This window comes from Sphingomonas folli, assembly GCF_019429525.1.
Taxonomy (GTDB): domain Bacteria; phylum Pseudomonadota; class Alphaproteobacteria; order Sphingomonadales; family Sphingomonadaceae; genus Sphingomonas; species Sphingomonas folii.
This window is the reverse complement of record NZ_JAHXZL010000012.1, coordinates 159,881-176,080: the sequence shown is the minus strand read 5'-3', so window position 1 is coordinate 176,080 and position 16,200 is coordinate 159,881. Positions and strand designations below refer to the sequence as shown.

At 72.8% G+C, this 16,200-nt stretch carries 13 protein-coding genes; 11 read left to right on the top strand and 2 right to left on the bottom strand.

Annotated features, from left to right (window positions below; all coding sequences use genetic code 11):
- Position 1: 1 nt before the first annotated feature.
- From entS to KZ813_RS17390, 9 genes are all read left to right on the top strand, one after another.
- On the top strand, positions 2 to 1,279 hold the full coding sequence (entS, locus tag KZ813_RS17430) for an enterobactin transporter EntS (RefSeq protein ID WP_308461929.1): 1,278 nt from the start codon (positions 2 to 4) through the stop codon (positions 1,277 to 1,279).
- A gap of 185 nt (positions 1,280 to 1,464) precedes the next feature.
- Entirely contained in the window at positions 1,465 to 2,574 is a 1,110-nt protein-coding gene (locus KZ813_RS17425; protein ID WP_219756251.1) for an isochorismate synthase, read from the top strand.
- Position 2,575: 1 nt separating this feature from the next.
- The gene (locus KZ813_RS17420; RefSeq protein ID WP_219756250.1) at positions 2,576 to 4,246 is read left to right on the top strand and encodes a (2,3-dihydroxybenzoyl)adenylate synthase; all 1,671 of its coding nucleotides are present in this window, start codon (positions 2,576 to 2,578) and stop codon (positions 4,244 to 4,246) included.
- The gene (locus KZ813_RS17415; protein WP_219756249.1) at positions 4,243 to 5,130 is read left to right on the top strand and encodes an isochorismatase; all 888 of its coding nucleotides are present in this window, start codon (positions 4,243 to 4,245) and stop codon (positions 5,128 to 5,130) included. The genes KZ813_RS17420 and KZ813_RS17415 overlap by 4 nt, the downstream gene beginning before the upstream one ends.
- Positions 5,127 to 5,888 (top strand): 2,3-dihydro-2,3-dihydroxybenzoate dehydrogenase, encoded by a 762-nt coding sequence (dhbA, locus tag KZ813_RS17410; protein WP_219756248.1) that lies wholly within the window; start codon positions 5,127 to 5,129, stop codon positions 5,886 to 5,888. The genes KZ813_RS17415 and dhbA overlap by 4 nt, the downstream gene beginning before the upstream one ends.
- Complete coding sequence (locus KZ813_RS17405; protein WP_219756247.1) at positions 5,878 to 6,618, top strand: 4'-phosphopantetheinyl transferase family protein; 741 nt, start codon at positions 5,878 to 5,880, stop codon at positions 6,616 to 6,618. Before dhbA ends, KZ813_RS17405 begins: the two co-directional genes overlap by 11 nt.
- A 222-nt stretch (positions 6,619 to 6,840) precedes the next feature.
- Complete coding sequence (locus tag KZ813_RS17400) at positions 6,841 to 7,152, top strand: hypothetical protein (protein WP_219756246.1); 312 nt, start codon at positions 6,841 to 6,843, stop codon at positions 7,150 to 7,152.
- 316 nt (positions 7,153 to 7,468) lie between these two features.
- Positions 7,469 to 8,197 (top strand): LuxR C-terminal-related transcriptional regulator, encoded by a 729-nt coding sequence (locus tag KZ813_RS17395; RefSeq protein WP_219756245.1) that lies wholly within the window; start codon positions 7,469 to 7,471, stop codon positions 8,195 to 8,197.
- Positions 8,198 to 8,217: 20 nt separating this feature from the next.
- Positions 8,218 to 10,530, top strand: coding sequence for a GumC family protein (locus tag KZ813_RS17390; RefSeq protein ID WP_219756244.1), 2,313 nt, complete (start codon positions 8,218 to 8,220; stop codon positions 10,528 to 10,530).
- A 444-nt stretch (positions 10,531 to 10,974) separates the two neighbouring features.
- Here KZ813_RS17390 and KZ813_RS17385 read toward each other — a convergent pair whose 3' ends face one another.
- The gene (locus KZ813_RS17385; RefSeq protein ID WP_308461928.1) at positions 10,975 to 12,342 is read right to left on the bottom strand and encodes a lipopolysaccharide biosynthesis protein; all 1,368 of its coding nucleotides are present in this window, start codon (positions 12,340 to 12,342) and stop codon (positions 10,975 to 10,977) included.
- Between the two features lie 138 nt (positions 12,343 to 12,480).
- Here KZ813_RS17385 and KZ813_RS17380 point away from each other — a divergent pair, with 138 nt between their 5' ends.
- A complete protein-coding gene (locus KZ813_RS17380) occupies positions 12,481 to 13,350 on the top strand; it encodes a hypothetical protein (protein ID WP_219756243.1) in 870 nt (289 codons plus the stop codon).
- Positions 13,351 to 14,496: a glycosyltransferase family 4 protein gene (locus KZ813_RS17375; RefSeq protein ID WP_219756242.1), complete on the top strand. Its 1,146-nt coding sequence runs from the start codon at positions 13,351 to 13,353 to the stop codon at positions 14,494 to 14,496. It begins immediately after the preceding gene.
- On the opposite strand, the gene KZ813_RS17370 is transcribed toward KZ813_RS17375, so the two are convergent.
- Positions 14,463 to 16,061, bottom strand: a complete 1,599-nt coding sequence (locus KZ813_RS17370) for a hypothetical protein (RefSeq protein WP_219756241.1) — start codon at positions 16,059 to 16,061, stop codon at positions 14,463 to 14,465. The two genes, KZ813_RS17375 and KZ813_RS17370, sit on opposite strands and share 34 nt — an antisense overlap.
- Between the last annotated feature and the right edge of the window lie 139 nt (positions 16,062 to 16,200).

The following is a 16,200-nucleotide window of genomic DNA, read 5'->3' as shown; positions in this document are numbered from 1 at the left end:
CGTGTCCGTTGATCCCTCACCCGCGCGCCCGACCCGCCCGCGCCTGCTCGTCGATGTCGGGCTGTTGCGTCGCCATCGGCCGTTCCGCGCCCTGTTCGTCGCACGGCTCATGTCCGTGTTCTCGCTCGGCATCCTGGTCATCGCGGTGCCGGTGCAGATCCAGGCGCTCACCGGATCGGTGTGGCAGGTCAGCGTCGCCACCGCGCTGGACGGCGCCGGCATGGCCGGCGGGATGCTGGTCGGAGGAGTGCTCGCCGACCGGCATGACCGGCGCGCGCTCATCCTCGTCGCGCGCGCGCTATGCGGGGTCGGCTTCGTGCTGCTGGCGCTCAACGGCCTCCTCGCCGCGCCGTCGCTCGCCGCGCTGTACCTGGTGTCGGCCTGGGACGGCTTCTTCGGCGCGCTGGGACTGACCGCGCTGATGGCGGCGACACCCGCGCTGGTCGGCCGCGCCGACCTGGCCGCGGCGGGCGCGCTGACGATGATCACCGTCCGAATGGGCGCGATCCTCGCGCCGCTGGTGGGTGGGGCCGTGCTGGGGTTCGGCGGGGTCACCGCCAATTACCTGCTGGCGGGTCTGGGCACACTGGCCACGCTGATCCCGCTGACACGCCTGCCGACGCTGCGGCCACCGCCCGCCGCGCCGCAACATCCGCTGCGCGCGATCGCGGCGGGGCTCGCCTATCTGGGTCGCGACCGCCTGGTCGCCGCGGTCATGCTCGCCGGGACGCTCCACGCCACGTTCGGCGCGACCCGCGTGCTGTTCCCCGCGCTCGCGAGCATGAACCGTCTCGACGGCGTCGCGACCGGCTCGCTCTACGCCGCCGTCCCGCTCGGCGCGATGCTCGGCGCCGTGACGAGCGGCTGGGTCGCGCGTGTCCGTCGGCCCGGCGTTCTGCTCCTGGGTGCGATCGGCGTCTGCGCGGCGGCGGTGGCGGCGCTCGGCGCGGCGCCGGGCCTGCCTGCGCTCCTGATTGTACTGGCGGTGCTCGGTTATGCAGGCTCCATCGCCGCGCTGGTGCAGGCGATCCTGGTGCAAACCCACACCCCCGAGGCGATGCTCGGTCGGGTCAGTAGCCTGTGGAGCGCGCAGGACATCGTCGGCGAGACCGCGGGCGCGATGACGCTGGGCGCGTTCGCGCGATTGTCTCCGCTGCTCGGCGCGGCTTGGCTGGGGCTGGGCGGTCTGGCGGCGGCCGGGGCGTTGCTCGTCGGCTGCGGGCCGTTGCGGCGCGTGCGCGGCGAGGGACCGCCGGATGGTCGGCGCGTGGACGTCTGAACGGCCCCACTCCCCAAAGCGGGTAATGGATCGGTTTCCAACAGCACATCACTTCCTTAGTGCGTATAACGATTATCATTAGCATATTTGTTCGCTCTCATCGGAGATGCGTCATGCCAGGCAACGCTCTCGCCCTCGCCATTCCTCCTATGTGGGCGGCACCGTCCCACTCCGACTTCCTGTTCATGGCGAGGGACCACGGAATATCCGCGTCCGGCACCCTCGCCGCTGTCGCGCTGCCCACCGAGGGGGCTGCACAGGCCGACGGCGTCTTCGCCGAGGCGGTCGCCGACGCCTTCGCCCACGCACACGGCGCCGGGATCGCCGACCCGATCCTGATCGGCGCCATCCCGTTCGACCAAGCCGAGCCGGCGTGCCTCCATGTTCCGCGATGGTACCAGCGTCTCGGGCGAGCCGCTCTGGCGACGATCGCGCGCGCGGAGCCGCCCGCGCACCGGCTCGCCGAGGCGCCGGTCTCCTCGCCCGACCGGACCGCGTTCGAGCAGGGGGTCGCACGCACGGTCGCGGCCATCCGCGCGGGGGAGGCGGACAAGGTCGTGCTGTCGCGCGTGTCGCGGCTGACGTTCGATCGTCCGGTCGATCCCGGCTGGCTGATGCATCGGCTGATCGAGCAGAACCCCGCCGGCTTCCACTTCCGCGTGCCGCTCCCCGACGGCGCCACGCTCGTCGGCGCGAGCCCGGAGATGCTGGTGCGCCGCGCCGGGGCGCAGGTGCAGACCTGTCCGCTCGCCGGCTCGGCGCGCCGGGTCGCCGATCCATGCGACGACGCGCGCGTCGCGCGCGGCCTGCTGGAGTCGGACAAGGACCGGCGCGAACATGCGCATGTCGTGGACTTCCTGCGCGAGGTGTTGACGCCGCTGTGCGAGACGATCGCGATCCCCGCTCGGCCCGAGGTGCTGGCGACCGGGACGATGTGGCACCTCGCCACGGCCATCACGGGGCGACTGCGGACGCCCGGACCATCGGTCCTGCAACTCGCCTGCGCGCTTCACCCGACGCCGGCGCTCTGCGGCACGCCGCGCGCCGCGGCGCGGCGGCTGATCGCGCGCTGCGAACCCTTCTCGCGCGGGATGTTCGCCGGGATCGTCGGCTGGTGTGACTCGCGCGGCGACGGCGAATGGGCCGTCGCGATCCGCTGCGGCATCGTGCGCGATCGGGCGGTCCAGCTCTTCGCGGGCGCGGGCATCGTCGACGGCTCCGGCCCGGCGGCGGAGTGGCACGAGACCGAGGCCAAGCTGCGCACCATGCGCCGCGCACTCGGCGTGGAGGCCTGAGATGGCGCTCGATTTCACGCGCTGGCCGATCGACCTGGAGCATCGCTACCGTGACCGCGGCCATTGGCGCGGCCGGCCGATGACCGACATCGTCCGGCTCAGCGCGGCGGCGCGCCCGGAGGCGGTGGCGATCCACTGCGGCGAGCGCCGGCTGAGCTACGCCGAGCTCGATCGCCGGTCCGAGCGGCTGGCGCTCGCGCTGTACCGGCTGGGGCTGAGGCGGCACGATACCGCGCTGGTCCAGCTGCCCAACGTGGCCGAATTCTACGTCGTCTTCTTCGCGCTGCTCAAGATCGGGGTGGTGCCGGTGAACGCCTTGTTCAGCCACCGGCGGCTCGAGCTCGACCATTACGCGCGGATCGTCGGGCCGCGACTGCTGATCGCGGCGCGCCAGCATCCGCTGTTCGCGACGGACGAGGCACTCGCGACCCTGCGGCGCGATCATCCGACGCTCCGCCACGTGCTGCTGCTCGGCGACGGCGGCGCCCGCGACCTCGCCGCCGCCTGCGCGAACAACGCTGCCGATCCCGCGGCGATCGACGTGGTCGGCGACGACGCCGGCCGCTTGCCGACGGATGCCGGGCCGACCGCCGCGGGAGAGGTGGCCTTCTTCCAGCTTTCGGGCGGCAGCACGGGCACACCCAAGCTGATCCCGCGCACGCACGACGATTATTATTACAGCGTGCGGGCCAGCGCCGAGATCTGCGCGCTCGACGGCGACACGCGCTTCCTGTGCGCGCTGCCGGCGAGCCACAATTTCCCGCTGAGTTCGCCGGGCGCGCTCGGCGTCTTCCACGCCGGCGGTACCGTGGTGATGGCGCCCGGCCCGGAGCCGCAGGCCTGTCTCGACCTCATCCAGCGACATCGCGTCACGATGGTGGCGCTGGTGCCCTCGGCGCTGCGACTGTGGCTCGCGACCGCGCGGACGCGCGCGGCGGCGACGCAGACGCTGCGGCTGGTCCAGGTGGGCGGGGCGATGCTGTCCGAGACGCTCGCGCGGCGGGTCGGCGCCGAATGGGGCTGCGGCCTGCAGCAGGTGTTCGGCATGGCCGAGGGCCTGGTCAGTTACACGCGGCTCGACGACGAGGAGGCCGTCGTCGTGGCGACCCAGGGCACGCCGATCAGCCCCGACGACGAGATCCGCGTCGTCGACGACGAGGGGACCGACGTGCCGCCGGGCATGCCGGGTCATCTGCTGACGCGCGGCCCCTATACGATCCGCGGCTATTACCGCAGCCCCGAGCATAACGCCGTCGCTTTCGACGCCGACGGCTTCTATTGCTCCGGCGACATCGTCGTGCGGCGCGAGGACGGGCGGCTCCAGGTGGTCGGCCGCGGCAAGGACCAGATCAACCGCGGCGGCGAGAAGATCGCCGCCGAGGAGATCGAGCGGCTGCTGATCCGCCATCACGCGGTGCGCGAGGTCGCCCTGGTGGCGGTGCCCGACGCCGCAATGGGGGAGAAGAGCTGTGCCGTCATCGTCCCCGCCGACGGTGCGGTGGGCGCGGTGACGCTGCGCCGCTACCTCCGCGAACAGGGCGTGGCGGACTATAAGCTGCCGGATCGGTTCGAGATCGCCGACGCGCTGCCGCTGACCGCGATCGGCAAGGTCGACAAGCGCGCGCTGCGCGATCGGCTCGCCGCCACACCGAGCGACAGGATATCGTCATGAGCATCCCCGACATCGCCGCTTACGCGCTCGCCGACATCGCGCCGTCCGTTCCCGACAAGGTCGGCTGGGCACTGGAGCCCGGGCGCGCGGCGCTGCTGATCCACGACATGCAGCGCTATTTCGTCGATTTCTACGGCGAGGACAGCGCGCTCGCGGCCGAGCTGGTCGGGAACGTCCGCCGGCTGAAGATGCGCTGCGTCGCGCGGGGCATCCCCGTGATCTATACCGCTCAGCCCGCGGTTCAGCCGCCGGCGGAGCGTGGCCTGCTCACCGACATGTGGGGGCCGGGGCTGACCAGGGCCGATCCGTCGCTCGCCGCGATCGTGCCGGCGCTGGCGCCGGCCCCCGACGACCTCGTCCTGACGAAATGGCGCTACAGCGCCTTCCAGCGCTCGCCGCTGGAGGAGCGGATGCGGGCGTGGGGGCGCGATCAGCTGCTGATCTGCGGCGTCTACGCGCACATCGGCTGCCTGACGACCGCGCTCGACGCCTTCATGCGCGATATCCAGCCCTTCCTGGTGGCGGACGCGCTGGGCGACTTCTCCGCGCGGGACCATCGCATGGCGCTCGACTATGTCGCGGGCCGGTGCGGTCGCGTGGTTCGGCTGGCGGACGTGACGGGCGCCGCCCCGCTGACCCGCGCGGCGCTGATGGAGCGACTGGCGACGATGATCGACGCCGGCGGCGAGCCGATCGACTGGACCGACCGGCTGACCGATCACGGCCTCGACTCGATCCGGATCATGGAGCTGATCGCCGACTGGCGCGGCGAGGGGATCAGCCTGTCCTTCGAGGACCTCGCGCGCGAGCCGACCCCGGAGCATTGGTGGTCGCTCGTGGAGGCGCGTCTGCCCGCGACGGTCGCACGATCGGGCGCGGCGTGAGCGGGCCAGCTCGTCTCGCCGGCAAACGGGTGTGGGTGACGGGCGCGGGGCGTGGCATCGGGGGCACCGTCGCGGACGCCTTCGTCGCAGAGGGCGCGGCGGTCGTCGGGATCGATCAGGAGTTCGGGACCGCGGCGGCGGGCATCGACGCGCGCGCCTGCGATCTCGGCCAGGCCGAGGCGATCGACCGGCTGTGTGACGCGCTGCTGGACGCCGGACACGAGCCCGACGTCCTGGTCCATGCCGCCGGGGTGCTGCGGGTCGGCGGCATCGAGCAGCTGACCCACGCCGATTGGTCCGCCTGCATGGCGATCAACGCCGGCGCGGCCTTTCACCTGCTGCGGCGCCTGACGCCCGTGTTTCGACGGCGGCGCGCGGGATCGATCGTGGCGGTGGCGTCCAACGCCGCCCACGTGCCGCGCGTCGGCATGGCGGCGTACGGCGCCTCCAAGGCGGCGCTCGCCAGCCTGGTGCGGAGCGTCGGGCTCGAGCTTGCCCCGCTCGGCGTGCGCTGCAACCTGGTGTCGCCGGGCTCGACCGACACCCCGATGCTGCGCGGGATCGCGGCGGACGGGCAGGATGCCGTGGCGCTCGCGGTCGCGGGCGATCCGGGGCGTTTCCGCCTCGCCATCCCGCTCGGCAAGGTGGCCGCGCCGAGCGACATCGCGGCGGCGATCCTGTTCCTCGCGTCCGACCAGGCGGGACAGATCACCCTGCACGACCTCGTGGTCGACGGCGGCGCCGCGCTTGGCGCCTGAGCCGGTCGCGATCCCGCGTCAGGCCTGGGACGATGGCGTGCCTTGGCCGGCGATGCCGCACGATATCGCGCTCGCGGGGCTCGACCTGCCGGAGACCGCGGTCCTCGGGTCGGCCGAGGCGACGGGCGTGCCGCTTCCGCCGGCGATAGCGGACGCGCGGCCGATCCGGCGCGCGCATTACGTCGCGGGGCGGCTCTGCGCGCGCCGGGCGCTCGCTCGCCTCGGGATCGACCATATGCCGTCCCGCCGTGACGACGCGACGGCCGACTGGCCGGAGGGGTATGCCGGCTCGATCTCCCATACGGCGGGGTACGCTGTGGCGGTGGCGGCGCGGCGCGCGGCATACGCCTCGCTCGGGATCGACGTCGAGCAGCCGCTGTCGGCCGCGCTGGAGGCGGATCTCGCGCCGCTGGTGCTGACTCCCGCGGAGCGCGACCGCTTCGCCCGCCACGATGTCGTCCACCTCGTCACGCTGGCGTTCTCGATCAAGGAGGCGGTGTTCAAGGCGCTCTGGCCGCTGACACGCGTCCGCTTCGAGCCCGAGGACGTGGAGCTGATCGAACTCGGTGCCCAAGGCGCAGTGACCGTCCGGCTGGTCCGCTCGCTCGACCGGCGCTGGACCGCGGGTGCCTGCCTGCCCGGCCTGTGGCGACGCGATGTCGCGCGATGCTTATGCCTCGCCTGGGTCGCGCGCGAGACGTGGATGATGCGCTCAGATGCGGCGAGGTGATCACGCGCCGCTCGGCCGATCCCCGTTCCAAAGGGTTAATCGATTGTAGCCGTTGACGGTCAACGGCGAGCGGCGCAGCCTGCGCGCTCGTCTCACCGGACCGCGGCGGGGTATGCACGCGCCAGACCATCCACGATCGATCGAGCCGCGCCGGTGCGTCGCCATCCGTGCCGTTCGGTCCGACGCGGCGTCCGCTGGGTCCACCGCATCGGGGCAGAGGCGATGATCATCAGCTTCGATTCCGCCGCGACCGTCGCGCCGGGCGCGCCACGAACGACGGTGGTCCGCGCGGGCGAGTGGACGATCGCGATCCTGCGACGTGACGCGTCGCCCGGCGGGAGCGAGGCGCGCTGGGTGATCGCCGAGGCGTTCGGCTACCTCAGCGGGGACGAGGGGTTGGCTTTCGCCACATTGTTCCACGCGCGCTGCTGGTTCATCTGTCGCCTCGCCCAATCGGGGCGGACGCTCCTGCGCGGACAAGGCGCCTCTCGGGCGTCTACTCGGCACGACGTGGCGACACGCGCTCTCCATTAGCTTCGGCGAAGCCGAACACCAGCTAAGAGACGTACTACTTTCGGAGTACTACCCGATCAGGCCAAAAGCATAGGCCCCTCGTCTGCCGCCTAACTAACGCGAACTATGATCCCCATGCGAAGTACAAAGAAAGACGTATCGGACCCGTTACGACGTGGGGATTACTCCTCTTGTCCTGTTTTGGGTCAATTGTAATTTTGTCGCCATTCACTTGATCTCGCTCGAATTATATTACCGGGAACGGGGCGCGACATTACGTACAGTGATCGTGGGGGCGGTGCGGAGACACCGGACGATCGGCTCGTGGGGGGAGCAGATGAGCGGACGTATCGGCCTGTTGATTGTGTCGCCGAATGAGATCGAGGGCGAGGGACTTCGTCGACTGCTCGGGGGCGAGCGGTTCGACGTGATCGGGGTGGCACGCAGCTGCGAGGCAGCGTGCGATGCCGCCGTCCCGGACCTGGTGCTGCTGCGCGCGCCGCCCGGCGAGGCGACGGGGATGTGCCGTGAGGCGCGCGCGCGCTGGCCGCAGGTCCGGCTCGCCGTGATGGCGCGCGCGTGCGAGAGCGCCGCGGTCGCCGAGGCGATCCAGGCGGGCGCGGACGGCTATCTCAGCATCGAGACCTCGGTCGCCGGGCTGACCGAGATGCTCAAGCTCATCGTGCTGGGCGAGAAACTGGTGCCGTCGCAGGTGGTGAACGAACTCGCCTCGCTGCGGCTCGAGACCGGCGCCGCCGAGCCCGAGATCGACCTGGGCGACGTGAACGTGTCCGAGCGCGAGCTCGAGATCCTGCAGGGGCTCATCCAGGGCGAGCCCAACAAGGTGATCTCGCGGCGGCTCTCGATCACCGAGGCGACCGTCAAGGTCCACGTCAAGTCGATCCTGCGCAAGCTGCACGTGCTCAACCGCACCCAGGCAGCGGTCTGGGCGCTGAGCCGCGGACTGGCACAGCCGACCGACGGCGCGGTCTCGGCACGCGTCGCCGCCGCGGCCACCGGGCCGGGCGGCCGCGACCGCGCGGCGTCGCGTGAGATGCACCTCTAAGCAGCCGAAGGGGGCTCCCGATGCTCGAACTCAGCACGCCCGGCGCGGCGCCGGCGCCGATGCGTCACGGCGACATGGACCTGGCTGACCGGGATGGGAGCGACATGCGCTCGGCGCATCCCGGCACCCGGTCGGGTTATCTCAACCTCGCCTCGGTGGTGCGCATCCTGTACCGGCGCGCCGCGCTGATCGGGCTGGTGGTGCTGCTCGGCGTCGCGGCGGCGCTGTTCGTCGTGCTGCGCACCACGCCGGTGTACAGCGCGACCGCGACCATCATCGTCAAGCCCGACGACGCCAACACCACGGTCGCCGCGCTGCCGACCGCCATCGTCAGCCCGAGCCAGGAGACCGCGATCGAGACCAAGGTCGAGCTGCTTCAGTCGCGCAACCTCGCGCGCGAGGTCGCCGCCACGCTGCGCCTGGGCGACGATCCCGAGTTCGCGCCGCCGCGCGACGCCAGGCCCGGTCTGGTCGACCGCGTGCTCGCCTGGATCAACCCGCCGACGGTCCCCGCGACGCTCACGCCCCAGGCGATCGAGCGCGCACGCAACGAGGAGGTGGTCGACCGGCTGATCGAGCGGCTCGACGTCAGCCGCGTGGCGCGCTCGAGCATGATCAACATCACCGCCTCCTCGGCCGACCCGCGCAAGGCCGCGCTGATCGCCAACCGGGTCGCGGACACCTACATCAAGTCGCAGATGGCGGAGTCGAACGACTCGCGCGTCGCCACGATCGACGATCTCGGCGCGCGGCTGTCACAGTCGCGCGACGCCGCGGTCGCCGCCGATCGCGAGGTGGCCGCCTTCCGCAGATCGCACGGCCTTCTCGTCTCGCAGCCCGAGATCGGCGCCGCGGCGAGCGCCTCGCAGCTCGCCGGGCTGGTCGGCCAGACCCGCGCCGACGGGATCGCGGAGGCGCGCCGCGCGCAGGCGGGCGGTTCGGCCACCTCGCCGCTGCTCGCCGGGCTGCGCGAGCAGGAGGCGACGCTGGCGCGGCGGCAGAGCGAGCTCGCCGGCTTCTACGGCCCGGGTTATCCCGAGGTAGCCAAGGTCAACGCCGAGATCGCCGCGTTGCGCACGCGGATCGACCAGGAGAGCGCGCGTATCCGGACCGACCTCGCCGCGCAGGCGGGCGCGAGTCAGGCGCGCGCCGCGGCGATGGCGGCGAGCGCCTCGGGCATCCGCGGCGCGGCGCTGGCGCAGGGTGCGGCCGCGGTGCAGCTGCGTGAGTTGGAGCGCCGCGCCGAGACCGCCAACGCGCTGTACAGCTCGGTCGCGGCCCTGCTCAACGCCAAGCTCAGCCTCGACCCGCAGACCAAGGCCGATATCTCGGTGGTGTCGCGCGCGCCGATCCCCGACACACCGAGCTCGCCGCTGCCCAAGCAGGCGCTGGGCATCGCGCTGCTCGCCTCGGCGGCGCTGGGCGCGGTGCTGGCGCTGGTCGTCGAGATGATGGACATCAAGCTGCGCACCGCCGAGCAGGTCGAGCGACTGCTCGGCGTGCGCACGCTGGCGATGGTGCCCGACACGCGGCTGGAGGACGGCTCGGGCGCGGCGAGCCACGAACTGGTCAACGAGCGGCCGCGCTCGCGCTTCGCTGAAGCGATGCGCAACCTGCTGATCGAGCTGGAGGGCCGACGCACCAGCCAGTCCCACGTGGTGGTGATCACCTCGCCGCTGGAGGCCGAGGGCAAGAATACGATCGCCAAGAGCCTCGCCGCGACCGCGACTCGGGTCGACCAGCGCGTGGTGGTGGTCGACTTCGACCTGCGCCGCCCCGAGCTCGCGCTCGGCAGTGCCGCGCCGGGCGAGGTGCCGCAGACCGGCGTGGTCGCCTATCTCGCCGGCGATGCCTCGTTCGACCAGCTCACCGTGTCGCACGACGGCCAGCCGTTCGCCTCGCTGGGCGCCGGTCAGGCGCCGTTCGACCCGGGCGCGCTGCTCAGCTCGCCGCGGCTGCCGCGGCTGATCGCGCAATTGCGCGAGCGCTACAGCCTGGTGATCCTCAACGCCCCGCCGATCCTGCCGGTACGCGACGCCAAGATGCTGGCGGACGTGGCGGACTCGACGTTGCTGGTGCTGCGCTGGGGCAAGACCGACCCCGAGGCGGCGCGGGTGGCGGTGCAGGTGTTCGGGCGCTCGATCACCGGTGCGGTGATCAACATGGTCGACGTCGCCGCGCACGCCGGGCGGCGCTACGGCGACATGATCCACCATGTCGCGCGCTCGTCGAGCTACTATGACCGCGCGATGCCGCGCCGCGGCTGGCGCCGGGTGAGCGGCGGCGCGCGCCGCCTCGCGGCCAATGCGGCGACGACGCTGCACCTGAACTGAGCGGGGGTCGGCGAGGTGAGGGGGCTCCCGCGACGGCGGGGGCCCTCCCGGCCTGTCTGGCGGCCCCGCTGTCCCGTCCGCGCGCCGGGATGGCCGGGTGAAGCCGAAGGCGGCGGCGTGTGGGGCCAGGCCCCCGCAGATGTTCCCGAAGCGCGGGGAAGCTCCGTGCGACATGCGACCGCCGTCATCCCGGCCTCGCCCGGGGTCCATCGCCGAGCGCGAGCGATGGCTGATGCGGCGACGGCACCGTAGATCCCGGGTCTGGCCCGGGATGACGACGCCCTTCGCGCCAGAGGCTGATCCATCTGATGTGGGCCACCGGGGTGCTCCTGCGGACGTCGGAGCACGGATCGATGGAGGTGGATCAGACTCTAAGAGGGATCAGGTCTCTCTGCCGCGACGGGCGCACAGGGACGTGGGATCACCCGGCCCGTATCCAGCCGGTCACGCCACCGCCGCCGCGCCCACGGCGCGGCGCGGCAGGCGGCGCAGCGACAGCGTCAGCCCGGCGAGCCACACGGTGCCGAACAGCACGTGCGCGATATTGGCGCCCATCGCGCCGATCCAGAGCACCAGGAAAGGCGCGGTGAGATAGAAGGTCGCGGTCGCCGCGCCGACCACGCGCAGCACCGCCGACTGCGCCCCCTTGGCGAGCAGTGCCGCGCGGCTCGCCGCGCCGCTGATCGTCAGCGACACCGCCAGGATCTGCACCGTCAGCAGCGGCGCCGCGGCGGCGAAGCCCGGCCCGGCGGCGAGCCGCAGCAGCGTCGGGGCGAGCAGCAGCGCGCCCAGAAAGCAGGCGCCGCCGAACGCCGCCAGGATCGCCTCGGTCTGCCACAATACCCGGTTGAACTGGCGCTGCTCGCCCGCCGCGGCGAGCCGGCTGAGATCGGGGTAGACAACCGACTCGACCTGGCTGCCGACCTGCTGGACGACGCGGCTGATCCGTTTGGCGATGTGGAACAGGCCGGCCGAGACCGGGTCGGCGAGCCAGCCGACCAGCAAGGTGTCGACCTGCTGCGCGCTCGCCCACAGGCTGAGCGACAGGTTCGAGCCGAGCGCGAATCGCCACAGCCCGGGGAAGCGCTCGCGCAGCCCCGCCAGCGAGGCGCGCCACAGCCGATGCCGCCCGGCACGGCGCAGCAGCCACCACGCCACCGCGAAGTTCGTCAGCGAGCCCAGCGCTTGCGTCGCCGCCCAGATCAGCACGAAGCTCGCCAGGCCGGCGCCCGCGGCGAAGGCGACGGCGACGCAAGCGAGCCGCACCAGCGCGTTGATCACCTGCACCCGTGCGACCAGCCGGAACTGGCCGGTCAGCCGGAAGATCGCGGTGCTGATCCCGTTCAGGTTGAACAGCAGCGACACCATATAGGCCGATGCCAGGAGCACCGTGCCGGCGTCGAGGTGGAACAGCAGCTTGCCCGCGAGCACCAGCAGGCTCGCCACCGCCCAGGCGAGCGCGCCGCCGCCCAGATCGAGCAGCAGCCCGAACTTGAGCAGGCTGCGATAGTCGCGCTCGTGCTCGGGCGCGTCGAGCGCGGCGCCGTAGCGGATCAGCGGCTGCCACGATTGGAAGCTCAGCAGCCGCTCGCACGCTTGGCCGAGCGTCAGGATCAGCGCGAGCACGCCATAGCCTGCCGGTCCCAGCGCGCGCGCGGCGAGTCCGACCGTCACCAGCGTGATCGCCACCGTCGCCGCGGTGCCGGTCAGGAGGTGACCCACCGCGCGGACGCGCCGCTCGCCGAGCAGCGCGCGCCATCGCGCCGGTGTCAGCGCCCGTCGCGCCATCGCCCGCACCCTGCCGTCCGCCACGCGCTCACTCCCCCGATCGTCGCGCCCCTTTCTAGCCTAAGCGGGCGGTCGCGGCGGCGACCCGCGGGCGTAATCCCGAATCGCCGCCCGATCGCCGCGGCGGCTTTGCTAAGATCGCGGCGTTCGGGGGGATACGACATGCCGATGACCGCAGCGCGCTTCTTCGCGGCCGATCCGAAGGAGATATGGCCCGCGCAGGAGGACAGCTTCTTCAACGAGCTGCGCACCAGCAACGCGACCTACAAGACGACCGCGCACGATCGCTTCGCCGATCTCGACGCCGCCTGCGTCGCGCTGCTGCGCCAGTCGGCGCGGCCGATCCGCGAGGTGCTCGACGTCGGCGTGTCGTCGGGTACGACCACGCTGGCGCTGTACGACCGCCTCCGCGAGGCGGAGATCGACGCGCGCGTGACGGGGACCGACCGCTCGGTGAGCGGTCATCTCGTCCGCGTGCTGCCGGGCGTGCGCACCCTGCTCGACGACGGCGGGGCGCCGATCCAGCACGACCTGTTCGGCCTCCCGGTACGGCCGTGGTTCCGCCGCGCCGACCGCTACACCGGCATGCGCGGCGTACGGAGCGCGCTCAACGCCACGCTGGGCGGGCGCGCGCGCCGGCTGGTCGCCGCGGGCGCCTCGGGTGCCAGCGCAGTCCGGCTGGTGAGCCCGCGACTGGCCGAGCGGCCGCGCGTGACGATCGAGTGCAACGATATCTTCGCGCCGACCCCGGCCTATCACCGCCGCTTCGACCTGGTGCGCGTCGCCAACCTGCTTCACCCGGGCTATTTCAGCGTCGAGCAGCTCCGCCTCGGTATCGCCCATACGGTGAGTTACCTGTCGGGCCCGGGCGCGTGGCTGCTGCTCGCGCGCACGCTCAAGCGGCGCCACGTCGCGACGCTGTTCCGCGTCTCCGACGACGGCGCGCGGCTCGAGATCGCCGACCGCTTCAACGGCGGCGCCGAGGCCGAGTGGCTCGCGCTGGAGGCGCCGCTGCCGGCCTGGAACGACTGAGTGACGACCGTCTGTTTCCCCTTCGTGGGTGACCTGATCGGCGGCAGCCACGTCTCCGCGGCGGGGCTGATAAGCCGGCTCGACCGCGCCCGCTACACGCCGCTGGTGCTGCTGCAGCACCCCGACGGCGCGATGGCGCGTTTCTTCGCCGACGCCGGGATCGCGACCGAGCCGGCGCCGCTGTCGCCCGAGATGGCGCACGGCCGCGCGGTCTCCCTCGCCGGTGCGGCGCGCCTGGTGGCGACCTCGCTGCGGCTGCGCGACTATCTGCGCGCGCGCGGGATCGGCATCGTGCACAGCAACGACGGGCGGAGTCACGCTACCTGGGGGCTGGCCGCCAAGCTCGCGCGCGCGCGGCTGCTGTGGCATCATCGCGGCGCGCCCGATGCGATGGGGCTGCGCATGGTCGCGCCGCTGCTCGCCGACCGCGTAGTGTCGGTCTCGTCCTTCTCCGCGCCGCGCCCGGGGCGATACTCGGCCGCGGCGCGCACGCGCGTGATCCGCAGCCCGTTCGACCATGACATGCGCCACGACCGCGCCGCGGCGCGTGACGCGCTCGCCGCGCTGGTGCCGCCAGGCGGGGGCAGCCGCTACGTCGCCTACGCCGGCGTGATGATCGAGCGGAAGCGTCCGCTGCTGTTCGTCGACGCGATCGCGGCGCTCCACGCGCGCCGGCCCGAGCTCGACGTCGCGGGCGTGATGTTCGGCGAGGCGCTCGACGGCATGGGCGAGCAGGTCCGCGCGCGCGCCGCGGCGGCGGGAGTCGCGGATCGGGTGCATCTGCTCGGCCATCGCACCCCGGGTGGCTATTGGCTGGCGGCGAGCGACGTGCTGATGGTCCCCGCGGTCGACGAGCCGTTCGGGCGCACCCTGGTGGAGGCGATGCTGGTCGGCACGCCGGTGGTGGCGACGCGCTCGGGCGGCAACGTCGAGGCGATCGCGCACGAGCGCATCGGGCTGCTGGTGCCGCCCGAGGACGCCGCGGCGCTGGCCGAGGGCTGCGCGCGCGTGCTGGACGACGCGGCGCTGTCGGCGCGGATCGCGCGCGACGCCGCGGCGGACGCGCGCGCGCGCTTCGGCGAGCAGGCGCACGCCGACGCGATCATGGCGCTCTACGACGAGATGCTCGGCGCCGGCGCGAGATAGAGCGTGCCGCTGCCGTAGCGGTCGCGCAGCCACGGCAGCACGACCCGCCGGTAGCGGCGCGACCGCGCGAACGAGGCGAGCGGGCCGTCCAGCTTGCCCTCGAACCCGACCAGCACCGCACTCGGCGGCGCGGCGGCGAGCAGTTCGTCGATGGTCGTGGGCGACACCCAATGGGCATAGTGGCGGCGCTGGCGGAGCGGCACATAGTCGCCGACGCGATAGACCAGCGGCCCGGTGGCGAGCGCGGGCGGGACCGTCAGCCCGCCCTCGACCGCGTAGAGCGGCGCCAGCGTCGCGATCGTGCCGCCGCGGTGCTCGGCGCGGAGCAGCGCGGCGAGCCGCTGGCCCTGGTTGTGCGTCACCGTGCCGGTCCAGCGCGCGCTGCGCACCGCGTCCGGCCAGCCGAGCGCGAGCCGCGGTGCCGACAGCAGCAGCGCGCCGAGCAGCAGCAGCAGCGCGGCGGCACGCGCTTGGCCTCGGATACGCGCCGCCAAGGTCACCGCCAGCGCGATCGCGAAGGGGACCGGCGGGGCGTAATATTGCGGGAAGGCGGGGCTCGGCACGAACGAGACGAGCAGCCCGCCGAGCAGCAGCGCGACGATCAGCCGGTGCGGCCAGCGCGCCCGCGCCGCGCCATAGCCGCGCAGCCGCCACGCCGTCGTGCCGGCGAGCGCCAGCGCGGCGGCGATCAGGCCCGCGGGCGAGATCAGCCACACCTTGGCGGCGAGGACGAGCTTGCCCGGCAGGTCGAGGATCTTGGCACCGTCCAGGTCGGCGTTGGCGGTCCAATACGCCACGTGCGGGCCGCTGTGATAGCCGAGCACGTGAGTGACGAAGCCGCTCGGGTCGCGCAGCAGATAGATCAGCGGCGGCAGCGCGCCGACGAGCCCGCCCGCGACGAAGGGCAGGGTCACGCGCCGCAGCCGCGTCGCGGGCGCCAGCCGCGCGGGCGCGAGCAGCGCGGCGAGCGCGAAAGGCGGCAGCGCGAAGACGTAATTGGCCTTGAAGCCGGCGGCCACGCCGAGGCACAGGCCGCTCGCCGCGACCAGCAGCGGCGCGGGCGCCTCGCGGTCGGCCCCCTCGACCAGCAGGTAGGTCGCCATCAGCGCGAAGGCGAGCGGCAGGAAATTGTTGGTCACCAACATTCCGGCCGGGCCGAGCAGCAGCGGGTGGGTCAGCAGCAGCAGCGCGGCGAGCGCGCCGAGCGGCCAGGAACGGGTGAGGCGCCGCACCAGCAGCAGCATCGCCGCGGCCGCCACCAGCCAGCCGGCGAAGATCGTCAGCCGCCCGGCGAGCAGCACCTGCTCCGCGCCGGTCACGCGGAGCACCGCGTGCATCAGCAGCGGCAGGTTGGGCAGGTTGTTGAAGCCGTAATCGTCGTAGAGCCGGCCGCGCGCCAACATGGTGGCGATCGGCAGGTACATCTGCTCGTCGTGGCGCAGCGGATAGGTCATCAGCCGCCCGAACAGCCCCGCCAGCGCCAGCCCGAGCGCGACCAAGGCGACCGGCAGCGCGCGCGACCGCGCCGCCCCGCCCGCCCGCGTCGGTACGATCGTCGTCGCCACACTCGCCATCCGTCTGCCCCCTGTCCGTCATCGACCGCCACGTCGCTCGTTGCCCCGCCGTCACCCCGGCCTCCCGGCCCGGATCCATGGGCCAGCGAGCGCGTCGGCTGAGGCGCGGGGCGGGTCCATCGAGGCCGAG